General features: G+C 70.8%; 28 protein-coding genes. 13 read left to right on the top strand and 15 right to left on the bottom strand.

Annotation, left to right across the window (positions count from 1 at the left end; all coding sequences use genetic code 11):
- The 7 genes from TN53_RS03290 to TN53_RS03320 form a co-directional block, all read right to left on the bottom strand.
- A partial coding sequence (locus tag TN53_RS03290) for an electron transfer flavoprotein subunit beta/FixA family protein (RefSeq protein WP_046256969.1) occupies positions 1 to 357 on the bottom strand: 357 nt, incomplete at its 3' end.
- Between the two features lie 37 nt (positions 358 to 394).
- Positions 395 to 1141: a GntR family transcriptional regulator gene (locus tag TN53_RS03295; protein ID WP_046256787.1), complete on the bottom strand. Its 747-nt coding sequence runs from the start codon at positions 1139 to 1141 to the stop codon at positions 395 to 397.
- 16 nt (positions 1142 to 1157) lie between these two features.
- On the bottom strand, positions 1158 to 2348 hold the full coding sequence (locus tag TN53_RS03300; RefSeq protein ID WP_046256788.1) for a CaiB/BaiF CoA transferase family protein: 1191 nt from the start codon (positions 2346 to 2348) through the stop codon (positions 1158 to 1160).
- A gap of 138 nt (positions 2349 to 2486) precedes the next feature.
- Positions 2487 to 2753: a hypothetical protein gene (locus TN53_RS03305; RefSeq protein WP_234441500.1), complete on the bottom strand. Its 267-nt coding sequence runs from the start codon at positions 2751 to 2753 to the stop codon at positions 2487 to 2489.
- Positions 2754 to 2791: 38 nt separating this feature from the next.
- Positions 2792 to 4225, bottom strand: a complete 1434-nt coding sequence (locus TN53_RS03310) for a FadD3 family acyl-CoA ligase (protein WP_046256789.1) — start codon at positions 4223 to 4225, stop codon at positions 2792 to 2794.
- Complete coding sequence (locus TN53_RS03315) at positions 4222 to 5400, bottom strand: amidohydrolase family protein (protein WP_046256790.1); 1179 nt, start codon at positions 5398 to 5400, stop codon at positions 4222 to 4224. Before TN53_RS03315 ends, TN53_RS03310 begins: the two co-directional genes overlap by 4 nt.
- A gap of 38 nt (positions 5401 to 5438) precedes the next feature.
- Positions 5439 to 7001 (bottom strand): AMP-binding protein, encoded by a 1563-nt coding sequence (locus TN53_RS03320; RefSeq protein ID WP_046256791.1) that lies wholly within the window; start codon positions 6999 to 7001, stop codon positions 5439 to 5441.
- Positions 7002 to 7095: 94 nt separating this feature from the next.
- Between TN53_RS03320 and TN53_RS03325 the strand changes: the two genes are divergently transcribed.
- Positions 7096 to 7815: an enoyl-CoA hydratase/isomerase family protein gene (locus TN53_RS03325; RefSeq protein WP_046256792.1), complete on the top strand. Its 720-nt coding sequence runs from the start codon at positions 7096 to 7098 to the stop codon at positions 7813 to 7815.
- Between the two features lie 141 nt (positions 7816 to 7956).
- Here TN53_RS03325 and TN53_RS03330 read toward each other — a convergent pair whose 3' ends face one another.
- From TN53_RS03330 to TN53_RS03350, 5 genes are read right to left on the bottom strand one after another with little or no spacing between them, the layout of a single operon-like run.
- Positions 7957 to 8529 carry a GNAT family N-acetyltransferase gene (locus TN53_RS03330; protein WP_234441501.1) on the bottom strand — a complete coding sequence of 191 codons (573 nt, stop codon included), beginning with the start codon at positions 8527 to 8529 and terminating at the stop codon, positions 7957 to 7959.
- Between the two features lie 39 nt (positions 8530 to 8568).
- Positions 8569 to 9330: an SDR family NAD(P)-dependent oxidoreductase gene (locus TN53_RS03335; protein WP_046256793.1), complete on the bottom strand. Its 762-nt coding sequence runs from the start codon at positions 9328 to 9330 to the stop codon at positions 8569 to 8571.
- Positions 9327 to 10163, bottom strand: coding sequence for a TauD/TfdA dioxygenase family protein (locus TN53_RS03340; RefSeq protein WP_046256794.1), 837 nt, complete (start codon positions 10161 to 10163; stop codon positions 9327 to 9329). Before TN53_RS03340 ends, TN53_RS03335 begins: the two co-directional genes overlap by 4 nt.
- 26 nt (positions 10164 to 10189) lie before the next feature.
- Complete coding sequence (locus tag TN53_RS03345; protein ID WP_046256795.1) at positions 10190 to 11404, bottom strand: CaiB/BaiF CoA transferase family protein; 1215 nt, start codon at positions 11402 to 11404, stop codon at positions 10190 to 10192.
- A complete protein-coding gene (locus TN53_RS03350; RefSeq protein ID WP_095046267.1) occupies positions 11401 to 12849 on the bottom strand; it encodes an aldehyde dehydrogenase family protein in 1449 nt (482 codons plus the stop codon). The genes TN53_RS03345 and TN53_RS03350 overlap by 4 nt, the downstream gene beginning before the upstream one ends.
- Positions 12850 to 13052: 203 nt before the next feature.
- Here TN53_RS03350 and TN53_RS03355 point away from each other — a divergent pair, with 203 nt between their 5' ends.
- The 9 genes from TN53_RS03355 to TN53_RS03395 all read left to right on the top strand — a co-directional run bounded on the left by TN53_RS03355 (position 13053) and on the right by TN53_RS03395 (position 20742).
- Entirely contained in the window at positions 13053 to 13850 is a 798-nt protein-coding gene (locus TN53_RS03355; protein WP_046256796.1) for an NAD(P)-dependent oxidoreductase, read from the top strand.
- Positions 13851 to 13917: 67 nt separating this feature from the next.
- Positions 13918 to 14778 (top strand): mycofactocin-coupled SDR family oxidoreductase, encoded by an 861-nt coding sequence (locus TN53_RS03360; RefSeq protein ID WP_046256797.1) that lies wholly within the window; start codon positions 13918 to 13920, stop codon positions 14776 to 14778.
- Between the two features lie 36 nt (positions 14779 to 14814).
- The gene (locus tag TN53_RS03365) at positions 14815 to 15006 is read left to right on the top strand and encodes a ferredoxin (protein ID WP_046256798.1); all 192 of its coding nucleotides are present in this window, start codon (positions 14815 to 14817) and stop codon (positions 15004 to 15006) included.
- 13 nt (positions 15007 to 15019) lie between these two features.
- Positions 15020 to 16384 (top strand): cytochrome P450, encoded by a 1365-nt coding sequence (locus TN53_RS03370; protein ID WP_046256799.1) that lies wholly within the window; start codon positions 15020 to 15022, stop codon positions 16382 to 16384.
- A gap of 15 nt (positions 16385 to 16399) precedes the next feature.
- Positions 16400 to 18043, top strand: coding sequence for a thiolase C-terminal domain-containing protein (locus tag TN53_RS03375; protein WP_046256800.1), 1644 nt, complete (start codon positions 16400 to 16402; stop codon positions 18041 to 18043).
- Complete coding sequence (locus TN53_RS03380; RefSeq protein WP_046256801.1) at positions 18040 to 18939, top strand: alpha/beta hydrolase; 900 nt, start codon at positions 18040 to 18042, stop codon at positions 18937 to 18939. Before TN53_RS03375 ends, TN53_RS03380 begins: the two co-directional genes overlap by 4 nt.
- Positions 18940 to 18944: 5 nt before the next feature.
- Positions 18945 to 19448, top strand: a complete 504-nt coding sequence (locus TN53_RS03385) for a DoxX family protein (RefSeq protein WP_046256802.1) — start codon at positions 18945 to 18947, stop codon at positions 19446 to 19448.
- Complete coding sequence (locus tag TN53_RS03390; RefSeq protein ID WP_046256803.1) at positions 19448 to 20266, top strand: NAD(P)-dependent oxidoreductase; 819 nt, start codon at positions 19448 to 19450, stop codon at positions 20264 to 20266. The genes TN53_RS03385 and TN53_RS03390 overlap by 1 nt, the downstream gene beginning before the upstream one ends.
- Positions 20267 to 20388: 122 nt before the next feature.
- Complete coding sequence (locus TN53_RS03395) at positions 20389 to 20742, top strand: hypothetical protein (protein WP_046256804.1); 354 nt, start codon at positions 20389 to 20391, stop codon at positions 20740 to 20742.
- 11 nt (positions 20743 to 20753) lie between these two features.
- On the opposite strand, the gene TN53_RS03400 is transcribed toward TN53_RS03395, so the two are convergent.
- Both TN53_RS03400 and TN53_RS03405 read right to left on the bottom strand, forming a co-directional pair.
- Positions 20754 to 21740 (bottom strand): helix-turn-helix domain-containing protein, encoded by a 987-nt coding sequence (locus TN53_RS03400; RefSeq protein WP_046256805.1) that lies wholly within the window; start codon positions 21738 to 21740, stop codon positions 20754 to 20756.
- An 85-nt stretch (positions 21741 to 21825) separates the two neighbouring features.
- Entirely contained in the window at positions 21826 to 22800 is a 975-nt protein-coding gene (locus TN53_RS03405) for an alpha/beta hydrolase (RefSeq protein ID WP_046256806.1), read from the bottom strand.
- 226 nt (positions 22801 to 23026) lie between these two features.
- Here TN53_RS03405 and TN53_RS03410 point away from each other — a divergent pair, with 226 nt between their 5' ends.
- Together TN53_RS03410 and TN53_RS03415 are read left to right on the top strand one after the other, a co-directional pair.
- On the top strand, positions 23027 to 23983 hold the full coding sequence (locus TN53_RS03410; RefSeq protein WP_046256807.1) for a TerC family protein: 957 nt from the start codon (positions 23027 to 23029) through the stop codon (positions 23981 to 23983).
- A gap of 79 nt (positions 23984 to 24062) precedes the next feature.
- Positions 24063 to 24944 carry an LLM class F420-dependent oxidoreductase gene (locus TN53_RS03415; RefSeq protein WP_046256808.1) on the top strand — a complete coding sequence of 294 codons (882 nt, stop codon included), beginning with the start codon at positions 24063 to 24065 and terminating at the stop codon, positions 24942 to 24944.
- On the opposite strand, the gene TN53_RS03420 is transcribed toward TN53_RS03415, so the two are convergent.
- Positions 24920 to 25153: a hypothetical protein gene (locus TN53_RS03420; protein WP_046256809.1), complete on the bottom strand. Its 234-nt coding sequence runs from the start codon at positions 25151 to 25153 to the stop codon at positions 24920 to 24922. The two genes, TN53_RS03415 and TN53_RS03420, sit on opposite strands and share 25 nt — an antisense overlap.
- 114 nt (positions 25154 to 25267) lie before the next feature.
- On the opposite strand from TN53_RS03420, the gene TN53_RS03425 reads away from it, so the two are divergent.
- Complete coding sequence (locus TN53_RS03425; RefSeq protein ID WP_046256973.1) at positions 25268 to 26173, top strand: LysR family transcriptional regulator; 906 nt, start codon at positions 25268 to 25270, stop codon at positions 26171 to 26173.
- Positions 26174 to 26202 lie beyond the last annotated feature (29 nt).

The following is a 26202-nucleotide window of genomic DNA, read 5'->3' on the forward strand; positions in this document are numbered from 1 at the left end:
ACCGGAGATCACCAGGTCGTAGCCGGCCTTCTCGATCGCCTTCGCCAGCACCAGCGAGGTGCCGATCGCGTCCGTGCCGTGCAGGTCGTCGTCCTCGACGTGGACCGCCTTGTCGGCGCCCATGGACAGCGCCTTGCGCAGCGCGTCCTTGGCGTCCTCCGGACCGACCGTCAGGACGGTGATCTCGGCGTCATCGGCCTCATCGGCGATCTGCAGGGCCTGCTCGACCGCGTACTCGTCCAGCTCGGAGAGCAGACCGTCCACATCGTCACGGTCGACGGTCAGGTCAGCGGCGAAGTGCCGGTCGCCGGTGGCGTCCGGCACGTACTTCACGGTCACAACTATCTTGAGACTCACGGCAATTGCTCCTCTTTCGACAGTTCGGCATACGGCGTCACCGGCCGCTGCGCCGCAGCCGTACGCGGTACGAGTAGTGCTCGGGCAGAAAGTGACTGATCGCCAGCTCGACGAGTTGTCCGGCGACCGACTGGTAGACCCGGTCGATGCGCAGCAGCGCGCGGCCCGGTTCGCAGCCGAGGTGTCCGGCGAGTTCGGGGGTGGCCTCCGCGACCGTGATGCTCTGCTCGGCCTCGGCGATCGGTTCGGGCAGCCGGCCGTCGAGGAAGCCGATGACGGTGGAGGCGCTGGGGGTGCCGGGCTCGGTGAGTTCGGGGACCGACTCCAGCAACTGGCCGACGGCGGGCGGCAGGGAGACCGCGGTGTGGCAGAACGCGGTGTCCTCGTGCAGCCGGACGAAGGCCAGCTTGTGCACCCGGTCGGTGTGCAGGCCCAGTCGCCCGGCCGCGTCGACGTCGACGCGTCGGTGCAGGGGCGTGACGACCCGCATACGGGTGTCGATGGACAGGCCCATCAGGTCGTCCACCGAGCCGAATTGGCGCAGATACTGCTCGTCGCGGGGCGTGGCGAAGGTGCCGCGCCCCGGCACCCGGTGGACCAGCCCTTCCGCCACCAGGTCCTGGAAGGCCCGGCGCACGGTCTGCCGGCTGATTCCGTAGTGCTCGGCGAGCTGGGCCTCCGTCGGCAGCCGTACCCCCTCGGGGTAGTCGTGCCGCAGGATCGCGGTGCGCAGTTCGCGGGCGAGCTTCAGGTAGGTGCTCTCACGCTGTGGTTGCTCGAGCATCGACGTCGCCCCGTCGTCAGACGACGCCGTCGGCGCGCAGCGCCTCGATGTCGTCGCGGCTGTGGCCGAGCCCGGTGAGGATCGCGTCGGTGTGCTCGCCCACCGCCGGCACGGGGTCCATGCGGGCGGGCAGCCCCGCCAGGTCGGCCGGCGGCAGCAGTGCCTGCACGGTGGCGCCCGGTACACCCACCTCGCGCCAGCGGCCACGGGCGGCCAGCACGGGGTGGTCGAGGAATGCGGCGATGTCGTTGACACCGGCGCAGGCGATGCCGATGTCCTCCAGGTCCTTGAGGATCTCCTCGGCGTCGGAGCGCGCACAGCGCTCGGCGACGACGGCGTTGATCTCCTCGCGGTGGGCGACACGGTCGGAGCCGGTGGCGAAGCGCGGGTCGGTGGTCAGCTCGGGATCGCCGAGGAACTCCGCGCACAGCACGGCCCACTCGCGCTCGTTCTGGATGGAGAACAGCACGTCCTTGCCGTCGGCGGACCTGAAGGTGCCGTAGGGGGCGATGGTGGCGTGCTGGGTGCCCAGGCGTGGGGGCTGCCTGCCGCCGTACTGCGTGTAATTGGCTGGCTGGCCCATCCACTCGGCCAGTGCCTCGAAGAGGGACACCTCCACCGGGTGGGCCGTGCCCGTGGTGGCGCGTGTGTACAGGGCGGTCAGGACGCCGCTGTAGGCGTACATCCCGGCGGCGATGTCGGCTACCGAGATGCCGACCCGCGCGGTCTCCTGCGGGGTTCCGGTCAGGGAGACCAGGCCGGTCTGGCACTGCACCAGCAGGTCGTAGGACTTGCGGTCGGCCCATGGTCCGTCGGTGCCGTATCCGGAGATCGTGCACGGGATGAGCCGTGGCCGGCGCTCGGTGAGTGTGCCGGTGTCGAGGCCGAGGCGGTCGACGGCGCCGGGGGCGAGGTTCTGCATGAAGACGTCGGCGTCGTCGAGGAGCCGGTGCAGGATCTCCAGGCCGCGCGGATCCTTGAGGTCCAGGGTGAGGGATTCCTTCGAGCGGTTCAGCCAGACGAAATAGCTGGAGTGACCGTGGACGGTCGTGTCGTACCGCCGCGCGAAGTCACCGCCGCCCGGCCGCTCCACCTTGATGATCCGGGCGCCGAGGTCGGCCAGCTGCCGGGTGGCGTAGGGGGCGGCCACCGCCTGCTCCAGGCTGACGACCGTGATCCCGGACAGAGGAAGCTTCGGGACGCTCATATGGCCTATTTGTACGGCCAAATCGAGGACACTGTCAAAGTGATCCAAGTCATGTGCGCGTGGTCATGTGTACGCACCGGGCCAGCGCCTGCGGGCAGGGAGGAAGGACCGCCGGTCCCCCCTCCTCACCCCGCGTGATCAGGACTGGCGGCTCGGATGGCACAGCACCATCACTGCGCGGGCGACGAGTTCGCCGGCGCCGCCGAGCTCCTGCCGGTAGCGGTCCGTCATCTCCCGTACGGTCTCCGCGAACTCGGGATCGACGGCGCGGGCGCGCGCGGGGGGAGGCAGTTCCTGCGCCATGGCGCGGCGACGGGCGAGGAGGGTGATGATCTCCTCGTCGAGACGCTCTATACGGTCCGGTGACGGGTCCGCCGTCAGGTCGGCGGTGCTGTTCGTCGTCACAATGAATCTCCGTTCTCCCGCGGGTGACGCGACGGGCCTCATCGCAGTTGGTCCTTCAACACCTTGCCCGTGGCGCCGATCGGCAACTCCTCCCGGAACTCCACGGATCGGGGCACCTTGTAACCGGCCATGCGTTCCCGGCTCCAGGCGATCAGCTCCTGCGCCGACACCCGGCCGTGCCGTACGACGAAGGCCTTGCCCACCTGACCCATCCGCGTGTCGGGGACGCCCACCACCGCGGCCTGGGCGACCGCCGGGTGCTGGAGCAGGAAGCCCTCGATCTCGGCGGGGTAGGCGTTGAAGCCGCCCACCACGAACATGTCCTTCTTCCGGCCGACGATCCTGAGCCGTCCCCGGTCGTCGAGCGTGCCGAGGTCACCGGTGTGCAGCCAGCCGTCAGGGTCGATCGCCTCGGCCGTCGCCGCGGGGTCGTCGAGGTAGCCGAGCATGACGCTGTAGCCGCGCACCAGCACCTCGCCGTCGTCGGCGATACAGACCTCCAGACCGTCGCAGGGGAGGCCGACGGTCGTGGCGATCTCCTCGAAGGAGTCGCCGGAACGGGATGCCGTGACCGTGCCGGCCTCGGTGAGGCCGTAACCGGTCATGATCGTCCGGAAGGGCAGTTCGCTTCTGATCCGGCGGATGAGCTCCACGGGGATGTCCGCCGACCCGGTCACCGCCGCCCGCAGCGACGACAGGTCCCGGCCGCCCGTCGCCTCCGCCTCCAGGAGGCAGTGGTAGAGCGTGGGCGGGCCGGGCAGCATCGTCACCCGTTCGCGTTCGACCAGGTCGAGCACGTGGTCCACGTCGAAGACCGGCACCGGGAGGATGGTCGCGCCCCGGATCAGGGAGGCGATACAGCCCGCCTTCCAGCCGAACATGTGGAAGAACGGGTTGACGATCAGATAGCGGTCGCCCTCGCGCAGGTCCGCCAGCTCGCACCACTCCGCGAACAGCCGAAGGTTCTGCGCGTGGCTCATCAGGACGCCCTTGGGGCGGCCCGTCGTCCCCGAGGTGAAGATGATGTCGGAGAGGTCCGATCCGCTCACCTCGCACTCGTACGGTGGTCCGCTCGCGAGGAAGTCCGACTTCAGGTCGATCACCGGCACGCCGGGCGGCCCGGTGAACTCCAGGCCCAAAAAGCCCTGTTGGACGAGCAGGGCCTTCACTCCGCCCCGTACGACGATGTCGTGCGCCTCGTCCGCCTTGAACCGGGTGTTGACCGGCACCAGCACCCCGCCGGCGGCGAGCAGGCCGAATCCCGCGACGAGCCACTCCGCGGAGTTGGGCGCCCAGATCGCCACCCGGTCGCCCTTTTCCACCCCCAGTGCCTTGAAGGCTCCCGCCGCTTTCCGTACCCGCTCGGCGAGTTCGGCGAAGGTGAGCCGCAGCGGGCCGTCGACGACCGCTTCGGCGTCACCGAAGCGGTCGGCGGCGGTGAGCACCATCCGGGGGATGGACTCCCAGGTCATGCGGGGATCAGCCGGGCCAGATTGCCGCCCATGATCTTGGCCTGGTCGGGCACGGCCAGCCCCTGGATGGCGTTGACGTACGAGGTCGGCTGGGACAGGCCCTCGGGGTGCGGGTAGTCCGAGCCGAACAGGATGCGGTCGACGCCGATGAGGTCGACAAGGCCGCCCAGGTCCTCCTCGTAGAACGGGCTGACGTGGATGCTGTTCTTCACGGCCTCCACCGGGTCGCCGAGGAACTCGTTCGGCATCTTCTTGTGGACGTCGGCGAGTTGGTCGAGCAGCGGGGCCACCCACGAGGAGCCGTTCTCGATGAGGGCGATCTTCAGCTCGGGGAAGCGGAACAGCGCGCCGTGGCACACCCACGCGGCCACCGCGTCCTGGATCGGCCGCCATTCCGAGACCGTACGGAAGGCGTTGGGCTTGAACGGCAGCATCTCGCCCCGGCCGCCCTCCCAGTCGCTCGTGTACCTCGCGTAGCCGCTGTCGGAGGAGTGCATCGCGACCAGGACCCCGGTCTCCACGACCCGCTTCCAGAAGGGGTCGAACTCCTCCAGCGCGAACGAGCGCGAGCCGCCGTGCCCCGGCACCGGGGCCGGGCGGATGAGTACGGCCTTCGCGCCGCGCTCCACCGCCCAGTCGAGCTCGGCGATCGCCTTCTCGACGATCGGCAGGGTGATCACGGGCGTGGTGAGGATCCGGTCCTTGTAGTTGAACGACCAGGTCTCGTACAACCACTCGTTGAGCGAGTGGATCACCGCGTGGATCAGCTCCGGGTGATGCCGCATCCGCTCCTCGATGAGACTCGCGAGCGTCGGGAACATCAGCGTCCGCTGTACGCCGAGTTCGTCCAGCAGCTCAAGGCGCGGGCCCGGTTCACGGAACGCCGGGATCGAGCGCATCGGGTCGCCGAAGATCTCCCGGCGTGACTTGCCGTCGGGGTTGCCGACCCGGAAGTACTCCTCCATCGCGCCCGGGCGGGCGACGACCTCGAAGGTCGGGTTAGGGATGTACTCGCTGATCCGGCCCAGGATCGCGATCTTCGTACGGCCGTTGACCTGTACGTACTGGATCGCGCCCTCGTACTCCTTGGGGAGGTGCTTCGTCAGCGCCTCCTCGGTCTCGTACAGGTGGTTGTCCGCGTCGAAGAGCGGATACGGCAGCGCACGCGACGTCATGAGACCCTCCTTGGCGAATTGCGAGAATCATATTCTCATCATGTGCGTACGGCAATGTCCTGCCGGAGTCGGAACTTCTGGACCTTGCCGCTCGCGGTCCTCGGGAAGTCGGTGACGCCGTGCAGCTCCTCGGGCCACTTCTGCCTGGCCAGGCCGGAGTTGTCGAGGTGGGCGCGCATCTCGTCGAGGCCGGGGAGGCGATGGCCGGGCAGCATGCGCAGGACGGCGGCGGCGTGTTCGCCGAGCCGGGCGTCGGGGGCGGCGACCACCGCGGCCTCCGCGACGCCGGGCAGGGTGAGGAGGACTTCCTCGACCTCCAGGGCGCTGACGTTCTCGCCGCCGCGGATGATGATGTCGGACTTGCGATCGGTGATCGTGAGATAGCCGTCCTCGTCGAGGACGCCGACGTCACCGGTGTGGTACCAGCCCTCCTCGTCGAAGAACCGCTCGGTCAGGGCCGGATCGGTGTAGCCGAGGCAGAGGTCCGGGCCGCGGCTGAGTACTTCGCCGTCCTCGGCCAGACGTACCTCCACGCCCGGCCGCGCGTCCCCGTCCGTGAAGAGGCGCTTGGCCTCCGGGGCGTCGAACCGTGACGACGTGACCGAGGGGTGCTCGGTGCTCCCGTAGGACCGGAAGACGTGCACCCCGAGACCGGCCAGACGGGTCGTGACCGCCGCCGGGACCGACGAACCGCCCAGCCCCGCGTACCTCATGTGCCGCAGATGGGCCCGGGTGAAGTCGGGGTGGTCGAGCAGGCTCGTCACGTAATAGGGGGCGCCGCCGCCGATGTGGAGGTTGTGCCGGGTCATCAACTCCAGTGCCTGGCCCGGGTCCCACACGTCGGTGAGATGGACCGGGGAGCCCTCCAGGACCGGGATGAGGAAGGCGTTCACCATGCCGATGAAGTGGCCGACCGGGGCCGCGGTGAGCTGATGGCCGCGGTCGGGCGGGTAGCTCGCGGTGAGCTGACGGGTCTCGTGGCCGAGCGTCTGGTGGCTGTGGACCACGCCCTTCGGGTCGCGGGTCGTGCCCGAGGTGAAGGCGATGAGGGCGGGGCCCGTCGGATCGGCGGGCAGGGCGGCGGGGAGCGGGGTGGCGCTCAGCAGGTCGTCGAAGTCCTCGACGCGCGGCTCCCGTCGCGTGGCACCGCCCACCACGCCGACCACGGGCACGTCCGCGCACAGGTCGGCCCGGAACTCCAGCCTGCCGAACCGCTCGGCGGCCACGAAGGCCTTCGGCTTCACCGCTTCGAGGATGTACCCGACCTCCTTGCGCCCGTAGAAGTGGACGATCGGCACGACGGCCGCACCGAGAAACGCCGAGGCCCAGAACACCGCCGCGGCCTCCATCCAGTTGGGCAACTGGAAGGCGACGGTGTCGCCGGGACCCACGCCCCGCTCGCGCAGTCCGCTCGCCAGACGGCGCGCGACCTGCTCGACGTCATGGAACGTTCCGGACCAGGGGCGGACGGCCGAGTGCACCCGGAACTCGGCGCCGGGCGCAGCCGCGAGGCCTCGTGCGAGCAGGTCCCCGATCGTGTCCCGGGTCCACCAGCCCTCTGCCTCGTAGCGCTTGGCCAACTCTGCGGGGATCCTTCGCATGTGCCTGCTACCTCCCGTACGGTGCGGCTCCGACCGGCGGCGCATACGCTATTCTCGGATTTGGAGAATGCCAATATCCCTCGGGGGGAATCACGTGATTGACCTCGAACTGGACGACGGCCTGGCCGTCCTCACGATCGACCGCCCGCACGCCCGCAACGCCATCTCGCTCGACACCATGGGCGAGTTGGAGAAGGCGCTCGACGCGGCGGAGGGTGCGCGGGCACTGGTGGTCAAGGGCGCCGGAGAGCGGGCGTTCGTCTCCGGGGGAGACCTCAAGGAACTCGCCGCGATCCGCACCGAGGACGAGGCGGTCGCGATGGCCCGGCGGATGCGGGGCGTCTGCGACCGCATCGCCGCCTTCCCCGGACCCGTTGTCGCCGCGCTCAACGGACATGCCCTGGGCGGCGGGGCCGAGGTCGCCGTGGCCGCCGACATCCGGGTCGCCGCGGACGACATCAGGATCGGCTTCAACCAGGTGACTCTGGAGATCATGCCCGCGTGGGGCGGTGCGGAGCGGCTGGCCGCGCTGGTGGGGCGGGGGAGGGCGCTGATGCTCGCGGGGAGCGGAGCCGTACTCGACGCCGCGGAGGCGCAGCGCCTCGGACTCGTCGACCAGGTGATTGCCCGCGCCGCTTTCGAAGAAGGCTGGCGTGCCCTGGCCAGATCCCTCGCGACGGTTCCAGCCGGTGAGGTCAAGCGTGTTGTCTCCGACGGCACTTCGGCCGACGATGCGGTACGCGCTTTCGCTCGGCTGTGGGTGGCCGACGCGCACTGGTCGGCGGCGGAACGGCTACTGGCACGCGGAAAGTGACGCGCCCCGCGAAGGCCTGGGACGCGCTCCTACGCACCAACCAGTTCGCCTGCACATGGTCTTCCTGGCCTCGGCCCTGTCCTCCTACGTCACCGGCACCCCTCCACTCCGACGCCGGCACCCACGCCTCGTCGGGGTGGTTCAAATGGCCGGGGTCGGAGTGGGCGAACCATGCCCCGACGCATCTGGTCGAGGACCGGCAAGCTCCACGGTGAGGCGCATCCGGACGTAGTGCCCGTCACCCGGACCGGGCCGCCGGTGCCCGTCGGGCCGCCAGCCGTGCCGGGCATAGAAGCCCTGGGCCCGGCTGTTGCGCTCCCAGGCCTCCAGCACCCCGGCCGTCAAGGACGCGTCCCGAAGGTGCCGCACGAACGCCGCGTGCAGCCGGGCGCCGATCCCCTGTCCCCAAGAACCCGGGCGGACGTGGATCTGGTACAGCTGCCCGGCGGCCGCGGCGTCCATATCGGCGTCATGTGGTGGCCCCATCGCCAGGACGCCCACCAGCTCGGCCTCCCGTACGGCGCACAGGACCGTCTTGGAGTCGTTGCGCACGGCGCGCAGCCACATCTCCCGCCGCCCGGACCATGCCTCAGGTGAGGTGAGCTCCGGCTCGCACCATCCGCCCGCCTCGTAGTACGCGGCACGCGCCCACGTGTGCAGATCGGTGATGGCGTCCAGGTCGGCGAGGCCCGCGGGGCGCAGCGAGGTGGTCACGCGTGTACGACGCACACACCTCGCCGCGCAGTTCCCGCCTCAGGTGTTGCGCCCCCCGTTCACCCCGATCACCTGCCCGGTGACGTACCCGGCCTCCTCGGACACCAGGAAGGAACACGCGGCGGCGATGTCCTCCGGTCGCCCGGCCCGCCGTACCGGAGTCAGCTCGGCGTGATGGTCCACCGAGCCGCCCAGCAGTCCGCGCTCCTCCGAGGCCCGCAACATGGGGGTGTCCACGAACCCCGGAGGGATCGTGTTCACCGTGATGCCCGCCGGGCCGAGCTCCAGGGCCAGCGACTTGGTGAGGCCGATGAGACCGGCCTTCGAGGCGACGTAGTGGGCCATGTACTGCTGGCCCGACTGGGCGCTGGAGGAGGAGATATTGACGATGCGGCCCCAGCCCGCGTCCTTCATGCCGGGCACGACGGCCTGGCAGAAGTAGAACGGGCCGTTGAGGTTCACGGCCATGATCCGGTTCCAGGACTCGTCGGTGATCTTCAGAAAGCCCTGGGTGGCGGACACCCCGGCATTGTTGACCAGGACGAGCGCCGGCCCGCCCAGCGTCTCCCGCACCCGCCGTACGGCGTCGTCCACCTGCGCACGGTCCGACACGTCGACCCCGCCGAGGGCGACCGCCTCGTGCCCCTTGCGGCGGGCCTCCTCGGCCACCCGCTCGGCCGCCTCCGTGTCGATGTCGAGGACGGCGGTCGCGAAACCGTCCTCGGCGAGCCGGTGCGCGATGGCCCGCCCGATGCCCGAACCGCCGCCCGTGACCAGGGCGGTACGCCGCTCCCCGGTCACGCGACGAGCTCCTCGCCCGCGAGGGAGGTGCGGTGCATGAGCCGGGAGGAGGCCTCGCCGTAGGGCAGGGCGCGGTGCAGCATGCCGGTGTTGTCCCAGATGACGAGGTCGCCCCGGCGCCAGCGGTGGCGGAGGGTGAACTCCGGCCGTGTCGCGCGGTCCAGGAGGTCGTCCAGAAGCGCACGGCCCTCGGCGGCCGGGCGGCCGACGACCTCGCCCGCCGTGGCTCCGATGAGGAGGGACCTGCGGCCACCGGCCCGGGTCCAGACGAGCGGCTGCTCGCGCGAAGGGTTGCGGTCCCAGGCGGCCCGTTCCCTCGGCGACGGATCGGGGGTGACGAGCAGTTGGGAGGCCGCGAAGCCGTGCACGACCCGCAGGCCGTCGAGCTCCGCCTTCTCGGTGTCCGACATCGCCTCGTACGCGGCGAACGTGTTGGCGAACTCCGTGTCGCCACCTCCGTCGTCCGGTACCTGGCGTGCCGTCAGAAGTGTGGCCTTGTTGGGCACTTCGTCCGTCGTCCCGTCGATGTGCCAGTGAAAGGTGCCCTCGCGACAGGCGGCCAGCGGACTCTTCGAGGGGTCGCGGGTGATGCGCTGGATCTCGCAGTGCGTCGGATGGCCGCCCAGGGGAAGCGGTACGACCTGTCCGAGGAGCCGGCTGAAGGCCACCAGGTCGTCATCGCCGATGTGCGCCTCGCGGTAGATCACGACCCCCCGTCGGTCCAGGGCTGCCCGGCACTCCTCGGCGACTTGCCTGTCGACCAGCCTGTCCCCGACCAGTGCGGTGATCTCGACGCCGGTGGTCGGGGTGATGTCGGAGACGGTGACTGTCATGCACGTTCCCTTTCTGTGACGAGGACTCAGGTCACCGCTCCCGCGGCCTTGAGCGCGAGGATGCGGTCCCAGTCCAGGCCGAGCTCCAGGAGGATCTCCTCGGTCTGGGCCGCGAACTCCGGTGCCGGACCGCTCGGTTGCGGAGCCTCGACGTCGAACTGCACCGGACTCGCCGCCAGTTCCAGCGCCCCGGCCCGCACGACGTACTCGTTGGCCCGCACCTGCGCGTCGCCGCCCACCTGCAGGGAGTCCTGCACCGGAGCCCAGGGCCCGGCCAGCGTCGCGAAGCGCTCGGTCCACTCGGCCAGGGGGCGGCCCGCGATCACCTCGCGCAGGATCTTGACCGCCTCCTCGGTGTGCGCGGCGATGTCCGGGGCGGTGGCGAAGCGCGGGTCCTCGGCCAGTTCGGGCCGGTCGATGTGGCGGCACACATCGGCCCAGAACTTGCCGGGCTGCATCATCACGAAGGCGAGATGGCGGTCGTCGGCCGTGCGGTACAGCCCGGACAGCGGGTTGGTGGGGGAGCCGTGTCCGCCCGCGGGCGGCGCGATCATCGGCCGCTCCAGGTGGAGCGACAGGGCGATCCCGTGGCCCATCGCCCAGACGCCGCTGCCCAGCAGGGAGACGTCCACGACCGGTGCCTCGCCCGTGCGCTCGCGCTGGAGCAGGGCCGCCGCGATGCCGCCGGCGAGGTTGGTGCCGGAGATGGTGTCGCCGTAGGCCGGTCCGGGCGGCGGGATCATCCCCTCGATGCCGGGCGGGGTGAGGCTGGCGGCCGTGCCGGCCCGGGCCCAGAAGGCGGTCATGTCGTAGCCGCCCTTCTCCGCCTCCCGGCCGCGCGGGCCGAGCGCGCTGCCCCGGGCGTAGACGATCCGCGGGTTCACCTCCCGGATGTCGTCCACGTCGATCCCGAACTTCCGCCGGGCCGAGGGCAGCAAACTCGTCAGGAACACGTCCGAGCGGCGGGCCAGGTCGTACAGCACCTCCCGGCCCTCGGGCCGCGCCATGTCGAGGCCGATACTGCGCTTGCCCCGGTTGGCGTGCTCGACGTTGGGGTTGGGATCACCCTCGACCTTGAACGTGCCGGTCTGCCTCAGACCGCGCTGCGGATCGCCGTTGACCGCGTGCTCCACCTTGACGACGTCGGCGCCCCAGTCGGCGAGGACGGCACCGGCGGACGGCACGAAGCCGTACATCGCGACCTCGAGAACCCGTATGCCACTCAGAGGTCCGGCGCTCATACGACCACCGCCCCGAAGGTCTTGCGCTCCATGAACTCCTCCAGCCCGTCCACGCCCTTCTCCCGCCCGATGCCCGACTGCTTGTAGCCGCCGAAGGGTGTGTCGGAGAAGAAGTAGTTGCCGCCGTTGATGCTGATCGTGCCCGTGCGGATGCGCCGGGCCAGGGCGATCGCCCGTTCCTGGTCGGCGCTGTGGACCGCGCCGGACAGGCCGTACACCGAGTCGTTGGCGATCCGGACCGCGTCGTCCTCGTCGTCGTACGGGACGATGGCGAGGACCGGACCGAAGACCTCTTCCTGTGCCAGCTCGCTCGTCGGGTCCACGCCGGTGAGGAGCGTCGGCGTGTAGAAGAAGCCCGGGTCCATCCGCTCGCCGCCGGTCACCAGCGTCGCGCCCGCCTCGACGGCCCGCCGGACCATGCCGTCGACCTTGTCGCGCTGCCGCTCGCTGATCAGCGGGCCCATATAGGTGCGGGGGTGTGCGGGATCGCCGTACCGCACCCGCTCCAGCGCGGACGCGACCTGCTCGGCGATCGCGTCGTGGTGCGCGCGCGGCACCAGCATCCGCGAGGTGATCGCACAACTCTGGCCCGCGTGCAGACAGATCATGTACGCCGCGTACATCGAGGCGGCCGCGAAGTCGGCGTCGTCGAGGACGATCAGGGCCGACTTGCCGCCGAGTTCGAGGAAGACCCGCTTCACGGTGCCGCTCGCGGCGGCCATGATGCGGCGGCCGGTCGCGGTGGACCCGGTGAAGCTGACCATGTCGACGTCCGCGTGGGCGGTGAGCAGCTCACCGACGGTCGCGTCGGACGAGGTCAGTACGTTCACCACGCCCGCCGGGATGTCCGTGTGCTCCGCGATCAGCTCGCCCAGGGCGAGGGTGATCAGCGGGGTGTCCGGGGCGCCCTTGAGGACGACCGTGCAGCCCGCGGCGAGCGCCGGGGCCAGCTTCGCCAGGGCGAGTTGGGTGGGGTAGTTGTACGGGACGATCGCGGCGAGGACCCCGCCGGCCTCCTTCTCCACCCAGCGGCGGTGCCGCTGACCCAGGTACTCGACGACGCCGAGATCCTCGGTCAGGGGGTGGGTCTTGAGGAGGTCCGCGTAGTAGCGGACCAGGCCTACCGGCTCGTCGAGCTGCTGGCTGTGCGTGAGCATCCGGGGCGCGCCGACCTCGGCGATGGTCAACTCCCGCAGCTCCTCCAGGTGTTCGGTGAGCGCGGTGTGGAGCTGGCCGAGGCAGTGGATGCGGAACTCGGTGTCGGTGGACCAGTGCGTGGTGTCGAACGCGCGGCGGGCGGCCGCGACGGCGGCCTCGGCCTGCTCGGCGGTGGCGTCGGGGGCGTGGCCGAGCAGGCCGCCGGTGGTGGGGTTGAGCGTGGCGAACGTCCGGTCGGCCTCGACGAGCCGCCCGTCGATGAGCAGCCGCCTGTCCGGGGGTGGCATCCCGTCCCCTTCCCGATGGAAATGGCGTTCTCGGATTGAGAGAACAGTACAGGGGCCCAACTTTCGCGTCACGACCCCGGTCTGGATCGGTCACGCATGTCACGTGCTGACACAAAGTCGCCACCCGGACCTTCCGGGTACTGCAGATTTGAAAGTATGGTTCTCGCATTCGGAAGGGAGATTCTTGTGATCCGGGTTGGAACGTGACGCGCGTCGGGCTCGTAGGAGCCGGCCGCATGGGACGCCCCATGATCCGCAGACTCGCCGAGGCGGGACACGCGGTGTGTGTCCTGGGCCGGTCGGCCGATTCCCGTGCCGCCCTCGCCCAGGAGTCGGCCCGAGTGGTGGGCCGGGTCGCCGAGGTCGGCGAAGGCGCCGATGTCGTACTGGTCTGCGTCCACACCGACGCACAGGTGCGTGAAGTCTGCCTCGGCAGCGGCCTGTTGGAGACTCTGCCGACCGGCGCCGTCCTCGTCGTGCACACCACCGGCGACCCGCACACCGTCGAGGAGATCGCACAACGCGGCATCGACGTGATCGACGCCCCCGTCAGCGGCGGCCCGCCCGACGTCGCCGCCGGTCACCTCACCCTCTTCGTGGGCGGCGCCGACGACACCGTCGCCCGCGTCCGCCCCGTCCTGCGCAGCTACGGCGACCCGGTGCTGCATGTCGGCCCGCTGGGCGCGGGACAGCGCGTGAAGCTCGTCAACAACACCGTCTTCGCCGCCCAGATCGGACTGCTCTCGCACGCGGCCCGGCTCGGCGCACAACTCGGCCTGGACGAACGGCTCCTGCTGAACGCCCTCACCCACGGCAGCGCGTCGAGCCGCGCACTGGCCGGAGTCGTACGCCGTGGCTCGGTCGCCGAATTCGCCCGGTCCACGGCCGAGTTCCTCGGCAAGGACCTCGATGTCGTCCGTGCGGTCACAGCCGAACTCGGCGCCGATCTCGGCGCACTGGCCCAGGTGCTCGACGCGGCGACGCCCGCGAGCACGCCCTGACCCCATCGACCTGCGGCGCCCATGGGCGTCCCCGAACCAACCGACCGACAACGTAAGGACACCACCCATGGGACGAGTTGAGGGCAAGGTCGCGTTCATCACCGGCGCCGCTCGCGGGCAGGGCCGCAGCCACGCCGTACGCCTCGCCGAGGAGGGCGCCGACATCATCGCGGTGGACCTGTGCCGCGACTACGAGACCGTCGGCTATCCGATGGCCACCCCCGAGGACCTCAAGGAGACGGTCCGCCTGGTCGAGGAGCAGGGCCGCCGTGTCGTCGCCCGCCAGGCCGACGTACGGGACGTGGCACAACTGCGCGAGGCGCTGGAGGCCGGGATCGCCGAACTCGGCGGTCTGGACATCGTGGTGGCCCAGGCCGGGATCGCCCCCCTGCGTGGCGAACCCAAGCTCCAGGCCTGGTGCGACGCGATCGACGTCGACCTGATCGGCAGCATCAACGCCATCCAGATCTCCCTTCCGCACCTGCGCGAGGGCGCCTCCGTGATCGCCACCGGCTCCACCGCCGCCCTCATGGAGCACGGCATCGTCGACACCCCCGGCTCCAACCCGGGCGGCTCCGGCTACGTCTACGCCAAGCGCGCCCTGTCGGAGTACATCCACGAACTCGCCCGCAACCTCGCCCCGTTGAAGCAGCGCGCCAACGTCGTCCATCCCACCAACGTGGACACCCGGATGCTCCAGAGCGAGCCGATGTACAAGTCCTTCCGCCCCGACCTCGAACACCCCACGCGCGAGGACGCCGAGCCCGTGTTCGCCGTACAGCAGGCCATGCCGATCGCCTACGTCGAGCCGGAGGACATCAGCAACGCCGTGCTCTTCCTCGCCTCCGACGAGGCCCGTTACATCACCGGCACCCAACTTCGCGTCGACGCCGGCGGATACCTCAAGTGGTACGACTGGCGCCGCTGAGCGTCAGGGACAACAGAATCGACAGGGAGGCAAGCCGTGAAGGTCCGCGTCGATCCGGAGCGCTGCCAGGGCCACACGCTCTGCTGGATGACCGCTCCGAAGGCGTTCCAGCTGGACGAGGTGGACGGCCACTCCTCGGCCGTCAGCGAGGACGTACCGGCCGATCAGGAAGAGGACGTGCGGGAAGCCGTGCACTCGTGCCCGGAAAGGGCCATCCAGATCTTCTGAAGGGAAAGGTCCCATGAGCGAGGCCGCGAGCGGCGACGACCGCAGGAAACACCAGGTGCACTTCGACCGGCACACCCCCGAGTACCGCCACCGGTTCGAGGAGATCACCCACGAGTTGCACGCCAAGTGCCCCATCGCCTGGACCGACACCCACGGCGGCCACTGGGTCGCCAGCGGCAACCGCGAGGTCTTCGAACTGGCCCGGTCCGCCGAGTTCCTCTCCAACGACCATGACGTCAAGGGGGAGCGGCGCGGCTACAAGGGCATCACCATCCCCTCGCCGCCACGTGCGCGTGAAGTCCAGGGCGGTTTCCTGGAGATGGATCCGCCGGAGCAGCGCCACTACCGGCAGACCCTGAACCCGTATCTCTCCCCGGCCGCGGTCGGCCGCTGGGTGCCCTTCGTGGACGAGGTGGTGCGCGCCTGCCTCGACGAGAAGATCGAGCAGGGGCGGATCGACTTCGTCGACGACCTCGCCAACATCGTGCCGGCCGTCCTCACCCTGGCGATGATGGGCATCCCGCTGAAGGACTGGACCGTCTACAACGAACCGGCCCATGCCTCGGTCTACACTCCGCCCAACTCGCCCGACATGCCACGCGTCGCCGAGATGAGCCGGAACATGGGGATGGGCCTGTACAAGGCCATCCAGGAGATCCGCCAGAACCGCCGGCCGGGACTGATCGACGCGCTCGTGCACGCCGACATCAACGGCAGCACCCCGCCCGACGAGGAACTGACCGGTGTCCTGGCCCTGCTCATCGGCGGCGGCTTCGACACCACGACCGCCCTCACCGCACACGCCCTGGAGTGGCTCGGCGAGAACCCCGAGGACCGCGACCGGCTCAGCCGCGAGCGGGACAGCCTGCTGGACTCCGCCACCGAGGAGTTCCTGCGCTTCTACGCGCCCGCCCCCGGGGACGGCCGTACCATCTCCGCCGACTGCGAGATCGCCGGTCAGCGCTTCGAGGAGGGCGAACGCCTCTGGCTGTCCTGGGCGATGGCCAACCGCGACCCGTCCGTCTTCCCCGATCCCGACCGCGTCGACCTCGAACGCAAGGGCAACCGGCACAGCAGCTTCGGCCTCGGCATCCACCGCTGCATCGGCTCCAACGTCGCCCGTACGGTGTTCAAGCGCATGGTCACGGCGGTGCTGGACCGCATGCCCGACTACCGCTGCGACCCCGACGCCAGCGTCCACTACGAGACCATCGGCATCATCCAGGGCATGCGCCACCTCCCGGCCGGCTTCACCCCCGGCAAGCGCCTGGGGCCCTCGCTGGAGGAGACCCTGGAGATCCTCCAGAAGGCGTGCGACGAACAGCGCCTCGCCGAGCCCGTCACCGTCCGCACGGGCCGGGCGAACATCGCCCGCTGAGAGGGAGGACACCCAGTGGCCGGACCCCCAGGACGTCCCCTGCCCCAACTCACCGACCAGAACGAGTTCTTCTGGACGGCGGGGGCGGACGGACGGCTGCGGATCCAGGAGTGCACCTCGTGTGCCTCCCTGATCCACCCGCCCCAACCCGTGTGCCGCCACTGCCGCGGCCACGACCTGGGCGTACGGACCGTCTCAGGCCACGCCACCCTCATCGGCTTCACCGTCAACCACCGCTTCGGCCTGCCCGGCCTCCCCGCCCCGTACGTCGTCGCCCAGGTCGCGCTGGAGGAGGACGACCGCGTCCGGCTCACCACCAACGCGGTCGAGTGCGACCCCGACGACCTGGTCCTGGGCATGCGGATGGAGGTCGTCTTCGAGCAGGCCGGAGCGGTGTGGCTGCCGCTGTTCCGCCCCGCGGCAGAACAGGGCGAGCCGGCGCCGCTGCCCGAGGACGAAGTCACCCCGCGGACAAGGCCGATGCCGACCACCGAGAAGTTCGAGGACAAGGTCGCCCTCACCGGCATCGGCAGCTCGCGCCTGGGCCGTCGCCTGCTGGTTCCCCCGCTCTCCCTCACCGTCGAGGCCTGTGAGCAGGCGGTCGCCGACGCCGGTCTCACCTTCGACGACATCGACGGCCTGGCCACCTACCCCGGCGCGGGCCCTTTCGGCGGCTTCGCCGAGGGCGGCATCACGGCCCTGGAGTCCGCCCTCGACATCCGCCCCACCTGGCACAACGGCGGCGGCGAGACCTTTGGCCCGGGCGGCTCCCTCATCGCCGCGATGCTGGCCGTGGCCGGCGGACTGGCCCGGCATGTGCTCTGCTTCCGGACCCTGTGGGAGGCGTCGTACGGCGAACTCGTCAAGCGCGGCAGGCTCCAGCCGCCGAGCAGCCCGGACGCCGGCTGGCTCAAGCCCTTCGGCGCGACCTCCGCCGCCCACACGCTGGCCCAGAACGCCCAGCGCCACTTCCACAAGTACGGCACCACCCGCGAGACCCTCGGCTGGATCGCCCTCAACCAGCGCGCCAACGCCGCCCTCCACCCGACGGCGATCTACCGCGACCCGATGACGATGGACGACTACCTCGAAGCCCGGCCCATCACCACCCCGTTCGGCCTCTACGACTGCGACGTCCCCTGCGACGGAGCCGTGGCCGTCGTCGTGTCGCACGTCGACACTGCCCGGGACCTCGCCAAGCCGCCCGTCCTCGTCGAGGCCGTCGGCACCCGGATCACCGAGCGCCTCGAATGGGACCAGAGCACCCTCACCCACGAACCCCAGGTCATCGGCCAGTCGGCCCATCTGTGGACCCGCACCTCGCTCGGCCCCGACGACGTCGACGTGGCCGAGCTCTACGACGGCTTCACCTTCAACTGCCTGTCCTGGATAGAGGCGTTGGGCTTCTGCGGCATCGGCGAGGCGAAGGACTTCCTGGACGGAGGAAAGAACATCGCCCGCGACGGCGTACTGCCCCTGAACACCCACGGCGGCCAGCTCTCCCACGGACGCACCCACGGCATGGGGCTCGTCCAGGAGGCGATCGTCCAACTGCGCGGCGAGGCGGGCCCACGCCAGGTGCCCGGCGCGCGCGTCGCCGTGGTCAGCTCCGGAGGGCTCACCCCCAGCGGAGTCCTTCTCCTCAGGACGGACACGTGAACCACAGCTCCCTCGCCATCGACGGCATCCCCCTGTCGTACCGGGCGAGTTGGGCCCCGCTGCCGCGCGCCGTCGTCCTCGCCCTGCACGGCGGCGGCACCGACTCCGCGTACTTCGACTGCCCGGGCCGCCCCTCGCTGTCGTTGCTGCGGACGGCTCCGGCGCTCGGCTTCACGGTGATCGCCCTCGACCGGCCGGGCTACGGCACCTCCCACGCCCACCAGGAGAAGGTGACCGACTCGGTCCACCGCGTCGAACTGACCTACGCGGCCCTTGACCTGCTGCTCGCCTCCCGCCCGCACGGCGCGGGCGTCTTCCTCATGGCGCACTCGGCGGGCAGTGAACTGGCCATCCGCATGGCGGCCGAGGAGCGTGGCGGTGCCCTGCTGGGGCTGGAGGTCGCCGGGACCGGACGGGAACACCATCCGCGCTTCACCGAGCGCTGGGCGCACCACGGGGAGCTGGGCATCCGTCGGCCGGCGCGCGGCCGGATGCGCGATCTGCTGTGGGGACCCAGCCATCTGTACCCGGCCGACGTCTTCGGCGGGACGGCCATCGGCGCCCCCTCGCCCGCCTACGAGGCCCAGGCGCGTGACTGGGTACGGGAGTTGCCCGAGCTGGCCGCCCGGGTGCGCGTCCCCGTGCACTACACCCTCGGCGACCACGAGGCGGTGTGGAGTCCCGGTGAGCGGGCGCTGAAGGACTTCGCCTCGGTGTTCACTTCGTCACCTCGCGTCAGGGTTCACGAACAACCTGACAGTGGCCACAATCTGAGCCTGGGTCACTCGGCCCGGGCTTACCACCTCGGAGTCCTGTCGTTCGCCGAGGAGTGCGCGGTGTTCCGCGAGAACGCGCGCCCCGAGGGCGTCGACTCCTCGCAGGGAAGGGCGGGTTGAGCGCCATGGACGACTTCGCGCTGCTGCTGATACGGCTGGTCCTGGGCGTCGTGATGATCGCGCACGGCCTGAACCACTGGCGCGGCGGCGGCCGGATCGAGGGCACCGCCCGCTGGTTCACCGGCCTGGGCCTGCGCAACGGCACACTGCAGGCCTGGATGAGCGTCGTCACCGAGATCGGCGCCGGAGCGCTCCTGGTGCTCGGCCTGTTCACGCCGCTGGCCTGCGCGGCCGTCGTCTCGGTGATGCTCGTCGCGGGTCTGCTCGCCCACCGTCGCAACGGCTTCTTCGTCTTCAAGGAGGGCTACGAGTACGTCCTCACCCTCGCCGTGGTCGCCCTGGCGCTGGCCGTACTGGGACCGGGCGGTGTGTCGGTGGACGAGGCGAGCGGCATCGACGTCACCGGTTGGGCCGGCGGCGTCCTCGCCCTGGGCGTCGCCGCGCTGGCGACGGCGGGACTGCTCGCCGTGTTCTGGCGCCCTGAACCCCCCGAGCAGGAGGCAAGCTGATGCGAGTCGGATTCATCGGTCTGGGCAGCCAGGGCGCCCCCATGGCCCGGCGGATCGTGGACGCGGGATTCGAGACCACTGTCTGGGCGCGACGGCCCGCCACCCTGCTCCCCTTCGAGGACACCCCCGCGAAGCGTGCCGGGTCCCCCGCCGAACTGGCGTCGGTCAGCGACCTGGTCTGCGTGTGCGTCGTCGGCGACGCCGACGTGGAGGAGGTCCTCACCGGAGGGGCCGGCGTCCTGTCGGGCCTGCGCCGGGGCGGGGTCGTCGCCGTGCACAGCACCGTCCACCCCGACACCTGCCGCCGCCTCGCCGACATCGCCCGCACCCACGGGGTCACGCTCATCGACGCACCCGTCAGCGGCGGCGGACCGGCCGCGGCGGAGGGGAGGCTGGTGGTGATGGCCGGGGGAGAGCAGGGCACCGTCGCCTACTGCCGCCCGGTCTTCGAGACCTACGGCGACCCGGTCGTCCACATGGGCCCGCTGGGGTCCGGACAGGTGGCCAAGCTCCTCAACAACGTCCTGTTCACCGCCCACCTCGCCACCGCCGCGAGCACCCTCGCCCTCGGCCGGGACCTGGCCGTCGACCCCGCCGCCCTGGCCCGCGTCATCTCCCACGGCAGCGGCAGGAGCTTCGCCCTGGACCGGGTCACCGCCGCGGGCGGCACCCTCGACCGGCTGGCCGCCCGCGCCGGACCGCTGCTCCGCAAGGACGTCCGCCTGCTGACCGACGTCGCCACGACCGCGCAGGCGTCCACGGGGGTCGTCACCTCGGCCGCGCAGGAGGCACTGGCGCTCATGAACCAGCTGCGCTGAGCCGCGAAACCCGGTGGTCGGCGCCTCGACGCCACCGGTAGGGTCGCCGCGTTCCGATCGATCACGCATATCGATCACGCACCTCGACCACGCACCTCGACCACGTACGGAGCGCGACCCCCATGACCAGCCCCCGACCGACGACGACCCTCTGGCGCCCCACCGGCCCCGTCGAGCTGGATCTGGTCCGCGAGCTGAACTGGCGTGCCTGGCCGCCCCGGCTGCCCGAGCAGCCGATCTTCTACCCCGTCCTGAACGAGGACTACGCCGTGAAGATCGCCCGGGACTGGAACGTCAAGCACGACGGCGCCGGCTTCGTGACCCGCTTCGAGGTCGACTCCGACTTCCTGCGCCGCTTCCCCGTCCAGCAGGCGGGCGGCGAGACGATCCTGGAGCTGTGGGTGCCGGCCGAGGAGCTCGACGAGTTCAACGCGCACATCGTCGGCGAGATCGAGGTCGTCCACGAGTTCCGGTGACGGGACCGCGTCTACGAGCGGGCCAAGTGGCGCATCGTCAGGGCCAGTTGCAGCCTGAACCGGTCCTGCGGGGTGCGCACGGGCCAGCCCAGCAGATGCTCGGCGTGCGCCAGCCGGTCCTGGAGAGTCGAATGGTGCACGTTGATCTCCGCGGCGGCCGCCCGCAGACTCGCCGTCGACGCGACGGCGTGCAGCGTGACCAGGAGCCACGGCGTCGCCGCGGCCGCGGACTCCAACGCGATGACGTCGGGCGGGGGTTCGGCCCCCGGGACGACGAGATCGGCGAGGAGAGCCGTGCCGCCCAGCTCGTCGGCGTACACCACACGCTGACCGGGATCCTGCGCGGAGCCCTCGGCGGTGAACCGCAACGCGGTGCGCGCGGCGGTCCAGGAGCGCGGCAGGTCGAGCACGGGCACGGCGGGGCCCAGCCCCAGGCGCCCGGCGGGAAGTTCCGCACCGTGCTGCTCGGGCACGATCCGGGGCAGGCCGTCGGCGGCGGCCACGGCGCGCGCGGGCACCGCCGCGTCGAGGCCCAGGCGCCGCGCCGCGTGCAGCCGGGCCGGTTGCGGGGCCGTGGCGTCGAGCAGTGTCTCCATCAGAGCCGGATCGTCGACCGGGACCCTGCCGCGGGTGCGGTCGAGGACGAGCCGCACGGCACCGGCGGCCCGTTCCAGGATCACGGCGTCCACCACGCTGGGCTCGGCCGCCCGCTCCAGCCACAGCGAGGGCACCCCGCCGGGCGCCAGCGCCGCCGACGGCCAGGCCGGATCCGGTGGCAGATCCGAGTCGCGGCGCGTGCCGTCGGCCTCCACCCGCACCTGCACCCGCCGGTCCGCGTCGACGAGCCGCGCGGGCACCCCGGCCAGTACGGCCGCCCCGCGCACCAGCGCCTCCAGACCGGCCCGTGACTCGGCCAGCCGGTCGAAGTAGGCGATCACCTGGACGGCGGCACCGGCGTCCGGGTCCAGCGCGGTCAGGCGCCCGGCCAGCTCTTTCATGGGTCCATGGTGCGCTATGCGGGGCGCGGCTGGGGAGCCCCGCGGCGCACACCGGGCACCATCCGATGGGAGCCGTGCCGTACGGTCACGCGTCGAGAAGCCTGCGCAGCCAGTCCAGATGCGCAGCCCGTGTCCGCTGGGACAGCGCCGCCTGCGGGGCGAAACCGTCGAAGCCGTGGAAGCCGCCCGGCCACACATGCAGCTCGGCGATGCCGCCGGCCTGCCAGATCCGCGAGGCGTAGGCGACGACCTCGTCCCGGAACGTCTCCGCGGAACCCACGTCCAGGAACGCCGGGGGCAGCCCGGTCAGGTCCTCGGCGCGGGCCGGCGCCGCGTACGCGGGCACGTCCGGGCCACCGCGAAGGTCGCCGAGCAGCGCCGTCCAGCCGGTCTCGTTGGCCGTCCGGTCCCAGACACCCAGGCCCGCCATCTGGTGCGAGGACGGGGTGTCGTTGCGGTCGTCCAGCATCGGGCACATCAGCACCTGGCCGATCGGACGCGGCCCCTGACGGTCCCGGGTGAGCAGGGCGAGGGCCGCGCACAGTCCGCCGCCCGCACTGGCGCCCGCGAGGACGATCCGCTCCGGGTCGACGCCCAGCTCCCCGGCGTGCTCCGCCGTCCACACCAGACCGGCGTACACATCCTCGATCTGCGCGGGATACGGGTCCTCCGGGGCCAGCCGGTACTCCACCGACACCACGACGGCGTCCAGCTCCTTCGCCCAGGCCAGCGCCACGTCCACGCCCACCCGGTTGGTGCCGAGGACCATGCCGCCGCCGTGCACGTGATAGACGACGGGCCGCGGACCCGCGGCCGAGGGCACGGTGGGGCGGCAGATCAGCAGCGAAATCTCGGGGGCGTCCTCGGGACCCGGCACCACGCGGTCCTCGACCTTGAAGAAACCGTCGAGCGTCAGGTCCAGCTCGGCCAGCATCTGGATGCCGGGGCCCTGACGTATCTGCTCGATGTCCTGCGGGGTCATCCCCGGGGAGATGAACTCCTTGATCAGTTCCAGGGCTCCGGCAAGTTCCGGGTCGAACGGCGGCGGCACCAGGGTCATGTCTTCTCCTCTACGCGGGAACGCGGCGGCTCATGCCGACATGATTCGCGCCCTGCCCGCCGTCCGGGATTCCGCCGTCCGGCGGAACCTGCCCGCCGTCCGGCGGGTGGCACCGGCGTGACCTGGGACCTTGCCATGTCATGACCCTTTGTTCACCTGTCAGGGGTGGAAGGGATCAGAAGCTGAGACAACCCTGTGAAGGCCCCACACGTACCAGGAGTAACAAGTGAACGTGTCCCTCTCCGTCTGGCTGTTGACGGTAGCCGCCCTGTGCGTGCTCGTCGCCATCGACTTCTTCATCGGCCGCAAGCCCCACGACGTGTCGATCAAGGAAGCCGGCATCTGGACGGTCGTCTGGGTCGTGCTGGCCTGTCTCTTCGGCATCGGTCTGCTGATCTTCAGCGGCGGAAAGCCGGCCGGTGAGTTCTTCGCCGGGTTCATCACCGAGAAGTCGCTGAGCGTCGACAACCTCTTCGTCTTCGTCCTGATCATGGCGAAGTTCGCGGTGCCCTCGCAGTACCAGCAGCGGGTCCTCATGGTCGGCGTACTGCTGGCCCTGGTGCTGCGCGCCGGGTTCATCGCGGCCGGCGCGGCGATCATCTCCACGTTCTCCTGGGTCTTCTACATCTTCGGTGCCTTCCTGATCTGGACCGCCTGGAAGCTCGTCCAGGACGCCCGCAAGGACGAGCACGAGGAGGAGTACCAGGAGAACAAGCTCCTCAAGATGGTCGAGCGGCGCTTCGGCGTGGCCGACCGCTACCACGGCACCAAGCTGTGGATCGAGGAGAACGGCAAGCGGGTCATGACCCCGATGCTGGTCGTCATGCTCGCGATCGGCTCCACCGACGTGCTGTTCGCGCTCGACTCCATCCCCGCCATCTACGGCCTCACCGAGGACCCGTACATCGTCTTCACGGCGAACGCGTTCGCGCTGATGGGTCTGCGCCAGCTGTACTTCCTCATCGGCGGTCTGCTGAAGAGGCTCGTCCACCTCAGCTACGGCCTGTCGATCATCCTCGGCTTCATCGGCGTCAAGCTGGTGCTGCACGCCCTGCACGAGTCCGGCGTCCATGTGCCCGAGATCAGCATCCCCTTCTCGCTCGGCTTCATCGTGCTGGTCCTCGCCGTCACGACCTTCACGAGCCTGAGGGCCTCCAGGAAGCAGGAGGAGCGGGTCTCCTAGCCGAGCCTCTTGACTTCGAGAGCGCTCGAAGATCTAGCGTCACCTGGGTCGGTTACGACCTTGGTGAACGGAGACGGCCATGCGCGTGGGCGTGCACATCAACCGGTTCGACCATCCCGGGGGAGGGCCCGCGCTCGGCGCCGAACTCGCCGCCGCGGGCGACGCCGCCGAGGCCGCGGGCCTGAGCTGGCTGTCGGTGATGGACCACTACTTCCAGATGGAGTTCAACGACCGGGCCGAGGACCCCATGCTGGAGGCCTACACGACCCTCGGCTATCTCGCGGCCCGCACCTCGACGGTCCAGCTCAGCGCCTTGGTCACCGGGGTGTCGTACCGGCACCCCGGACTGCTCGCCAAGATCGCCACCACGCTCGACGTCCTGTCCGGAGGCCGGGCCACCCTCGGGATCGGCGCCGCCTGGTACGACCGGGAGCACGCGGGCCTCGGCGTGCCGTTCCCGCCGGTCGCCGAGCGCTTCGAGCGGCTGGAGGAGACCCTGCGGATCTGTCTGCAGATGTGGGACCCGGAAGCGAACGGCCCCTTCGAGGGCAAGCACTACCGGCTCGCCGAGACGTTGTCCGTACCGGCCCCGGTCAGCGACCCGCGCCCCGAGATCATGATCGGCGGAGGCGGCGAGAAGAAGACGCTGCGGCTGGTCGCCCGCTACGGCGACGCCTGCAACCTGTTCACCACCACACCCGAGGAGGTCGCGCACAAGCTCGACGTCCTGCGCGGCCACTGCGACACCGAGGGCCGCGACTACGACGCGATCCGCAAGACCGTCGCCTACTCCGGGGACCCGCTCACCACCGGTGACCTCGACGCCTTCACCCAGGACATCACGGGCTACACCAAGCTCGGCATCGACACCGTGATCCTCTCCCCGCGCACGGGGGAGCCGGCGGCGTTCATCGAGCGGTTCGCGGCCCCCGCCGTTCAGCGGCTGGCGGGACTCGACTGAGGGACGGCGGGCCCGCTGCGGGAGACGATCCGCATCCCGCGGTCGTCGACCACACGCACCTGCAGCGAGCCGCAGCCGCAGCGGGTCCACACCGTGCGGCCCGCCGCGGTGGCGTGCCGGGACACCACCTGGAAGGGCTCGGCGCCGTCCGGCCATCCGCAGTGCGGGCAGACGGTGCCGGCCATGGTCGTGCCGGTCGGGCTGGTCATGGGGACTCCTCGTACGTGGTGGATGGTTGACCGTCGCGACACAACCAGGGTGCAGCGCATGCTTCGTACACGTCCAGGTTGACTTTCCGGACCTCACCTTGAAGCGTGGACTTCATGATTGATCTGCGTCGGCTCCACGTCCTGCGCGCGGTCGCGCACTACGGCACGGTCACCGCGGCCGCCCGCGCCCTGCACTTCACCCCGTCCGCCGCCTCCCAGCAGATCCGCCAGCTCGCCCGCGACCTCGGCGTCGACCTCCTGGAACCACAGGGCCGGGGGATCCGTCTCACCCCGGCGGCCGAGAGCCTGCTGGCGCACGCCGACGCCATCCAGGCCCGCTGGGAACAGGCGGAACTCGATCTGCGCGCCGAACGAGGCGCGCCCGGCGGGCCGTTGCGGGTGAGCGGCTACCCGGTGGCGATCTCGGTGCTGCTGGCGCCGATGGCGGTGCGGCTGCAGGAGCGGTACCCGCGGCTGAGCGTGCGGATCCAGGAGGCGGATGTGCCGGAGAGCTTCGATCTGCTCTTCGAGGGCGAGACCGACCTCGCGATCGTGGAGGCCACCCCGCACAACCCGCCGCTGAACGACGTCCGCTTCGACCAACAGCCGCTGCTGGACGACCCGTTCGACCTCGTCGTGCCCGCGGGTCATCCGCTGGCCGGGCGCGAGCTGGTCGGCCTCTCGGAAGCGGCGCACGAGGACTGGATCGCCCCGATGCCGGAGAGCCCCTGCCGCCCGCACATCATCTCCGCGTGCGCGGAGGCCGGGTTCAGCCCCGCGGTGGTGCACCACGCCGTGGACTGGAACGTCACGGCCCATCTCGTCGCCCACCGGCTCGGCGTCGCGCTGATCCCGCGCCTCGCCCAACTCGCCCCGCACCTGCCCGTCACGCGGGTGCCCTGCACCGGCAACCCGCACCGCAAGCTGCTCACCTGCACGCGGCGCGCCGGACGTGAACGTCCCGCGGTCGAGGCCGCGTTGACGCAGCTGCGGGAGCTGGCGTCCACCGCTGTGGCCTGAGCGTTGTCAGTGCCGTTCGGCATCATGGG

The sequence above is a fragment of the Streptomyces sp. WM6386 genome (assembly GCF_000972385.1).
Lineage (GTDB): Bacteria > Actinomycetota > Actinomycetes > Streptomycetales > Streptomycetaceae > Streptomyces.

Coding starts and splice junctions, on each gene's coding strand:
- TN53_RS03395 (WP_046256804.1), top strand. CDS start 20,389: ATGACCAGCCCCCGACCGACGACGACCCTCTGGCGCCCCACCGGCCCC.
- TN53_RS03405 (WP_046256806.1), bottom strand. CDS start 22,800: ATGACCCTGGTGCCGCCGCCGTTCGACCCGGAACTTGCCGGAGCCCTG.
- TN53_RS03320 (WP_046256791.1), bottom strand. CDS start 7,001: ATGCGAAGGATCCCCGCAGAGTTGGCCAAGCGCTACGAGGCAGAGGGC.
- TN53_RS03315 (WP_046256790.1), bottom strand. CDS start 5,400: ATGACGTCGCGTGCGCTGCCGTATCCGCTCTTCGACGCGGACAACCAC.
- TN53_RS03300 (WP_046256788.1), bottom strand. CDS start 2,348: ATGAGCGTCCCGAAGCTTCCTCTGTCCGGGATCACGGTCGTCAGCCTG.
- TN53_RS03390 (WP_046256803.1), top strand. CDS start 19,448: ATGCGAGTCGGATTCATCGGTCTGGGCAGCCAGGGCGCCCCCATGGCC.
- TN53_RS03425 (WP_046256973.1), top strand. CDS start 25,268: ATGATTGATCTGCGTCGGCTCCACGTCCTGCGCGCGGTCGCGCACTAC.
- TN53_RS03310 (WP_046256789.1), bottom strand. CDS start 4,225: ATGACCTGGGAGTCCATCCCCCGGATGGTGCTCACCGCCGCCGACCGC.
- TN53_RS03370 (WP_046256799.1), top strand. CDS start 15,020: ATGAGCGAGGCCGCGAGCGGCGACGACCGCAGGAAACACCAGGTGCAC.
- TN53_RS03415 (WP_046256808.1), top strand. CDS start 24,063: ATGCGCGTGGGCGTGCACATCAACCGGTTCGACCATCCCGGGGGAGGG.
- TN53_RS03420 (WP_046256809.1), bottom strand. CDS start 25,153: ATGACCAGCCCGACCGGCACGACCATGGCCGGCACCGTCTGCCCGCAC.
- TN53_RS03350 (WP_095046267.1), bottom strand. CDS start 12,849: ATGCCACCCCCGGACAGGCGGCTGCTCATCGACGGGCGGCTCGTCGAG.
- TN53_RS03385 (WP_046256802.1), top strand. CDS start 18,945: ATGGACGACTTCGCGCTGCTGCTGATACGGCTGGTCCTGGGCGTCGTG.
- TN53_RS03295 (WP_046256787.1), bottom strand. CDS start 1,141: ATGCTCGAGCAACCACAGCGTGAGAGCACCTACCTGAAGCTCGCCCGC.
- TN53_RS03340 (WP_046256794.1), bottom strand. CDS start 10,163: ATGACAGTCACCGTCTCCGACATCACCCCGACCACCGGCGTCGAGATC.
- TN53_RS03400 (WP_046256805.1), bottom strand. CDS start 21,740: ATGAAAGAGCTGGCCGGGCGCCTGACCGCGCTGGACCCGGACGCCGGT.
- TN53_RS03345 (WP_046256795.1), bottom strand. CDS start 11,404: ATGAGCGCCGGACCTCTGAGTGGCATACGGGTTCTCGAGGTCGCGATG.
- TN53_RS03360 (WP_046256797.1), top strand. CDS start 13,918: ATGGGACGAGTTGAGGGCAAGGTCGCGTTCATCACCGGCGCCGCTCGC.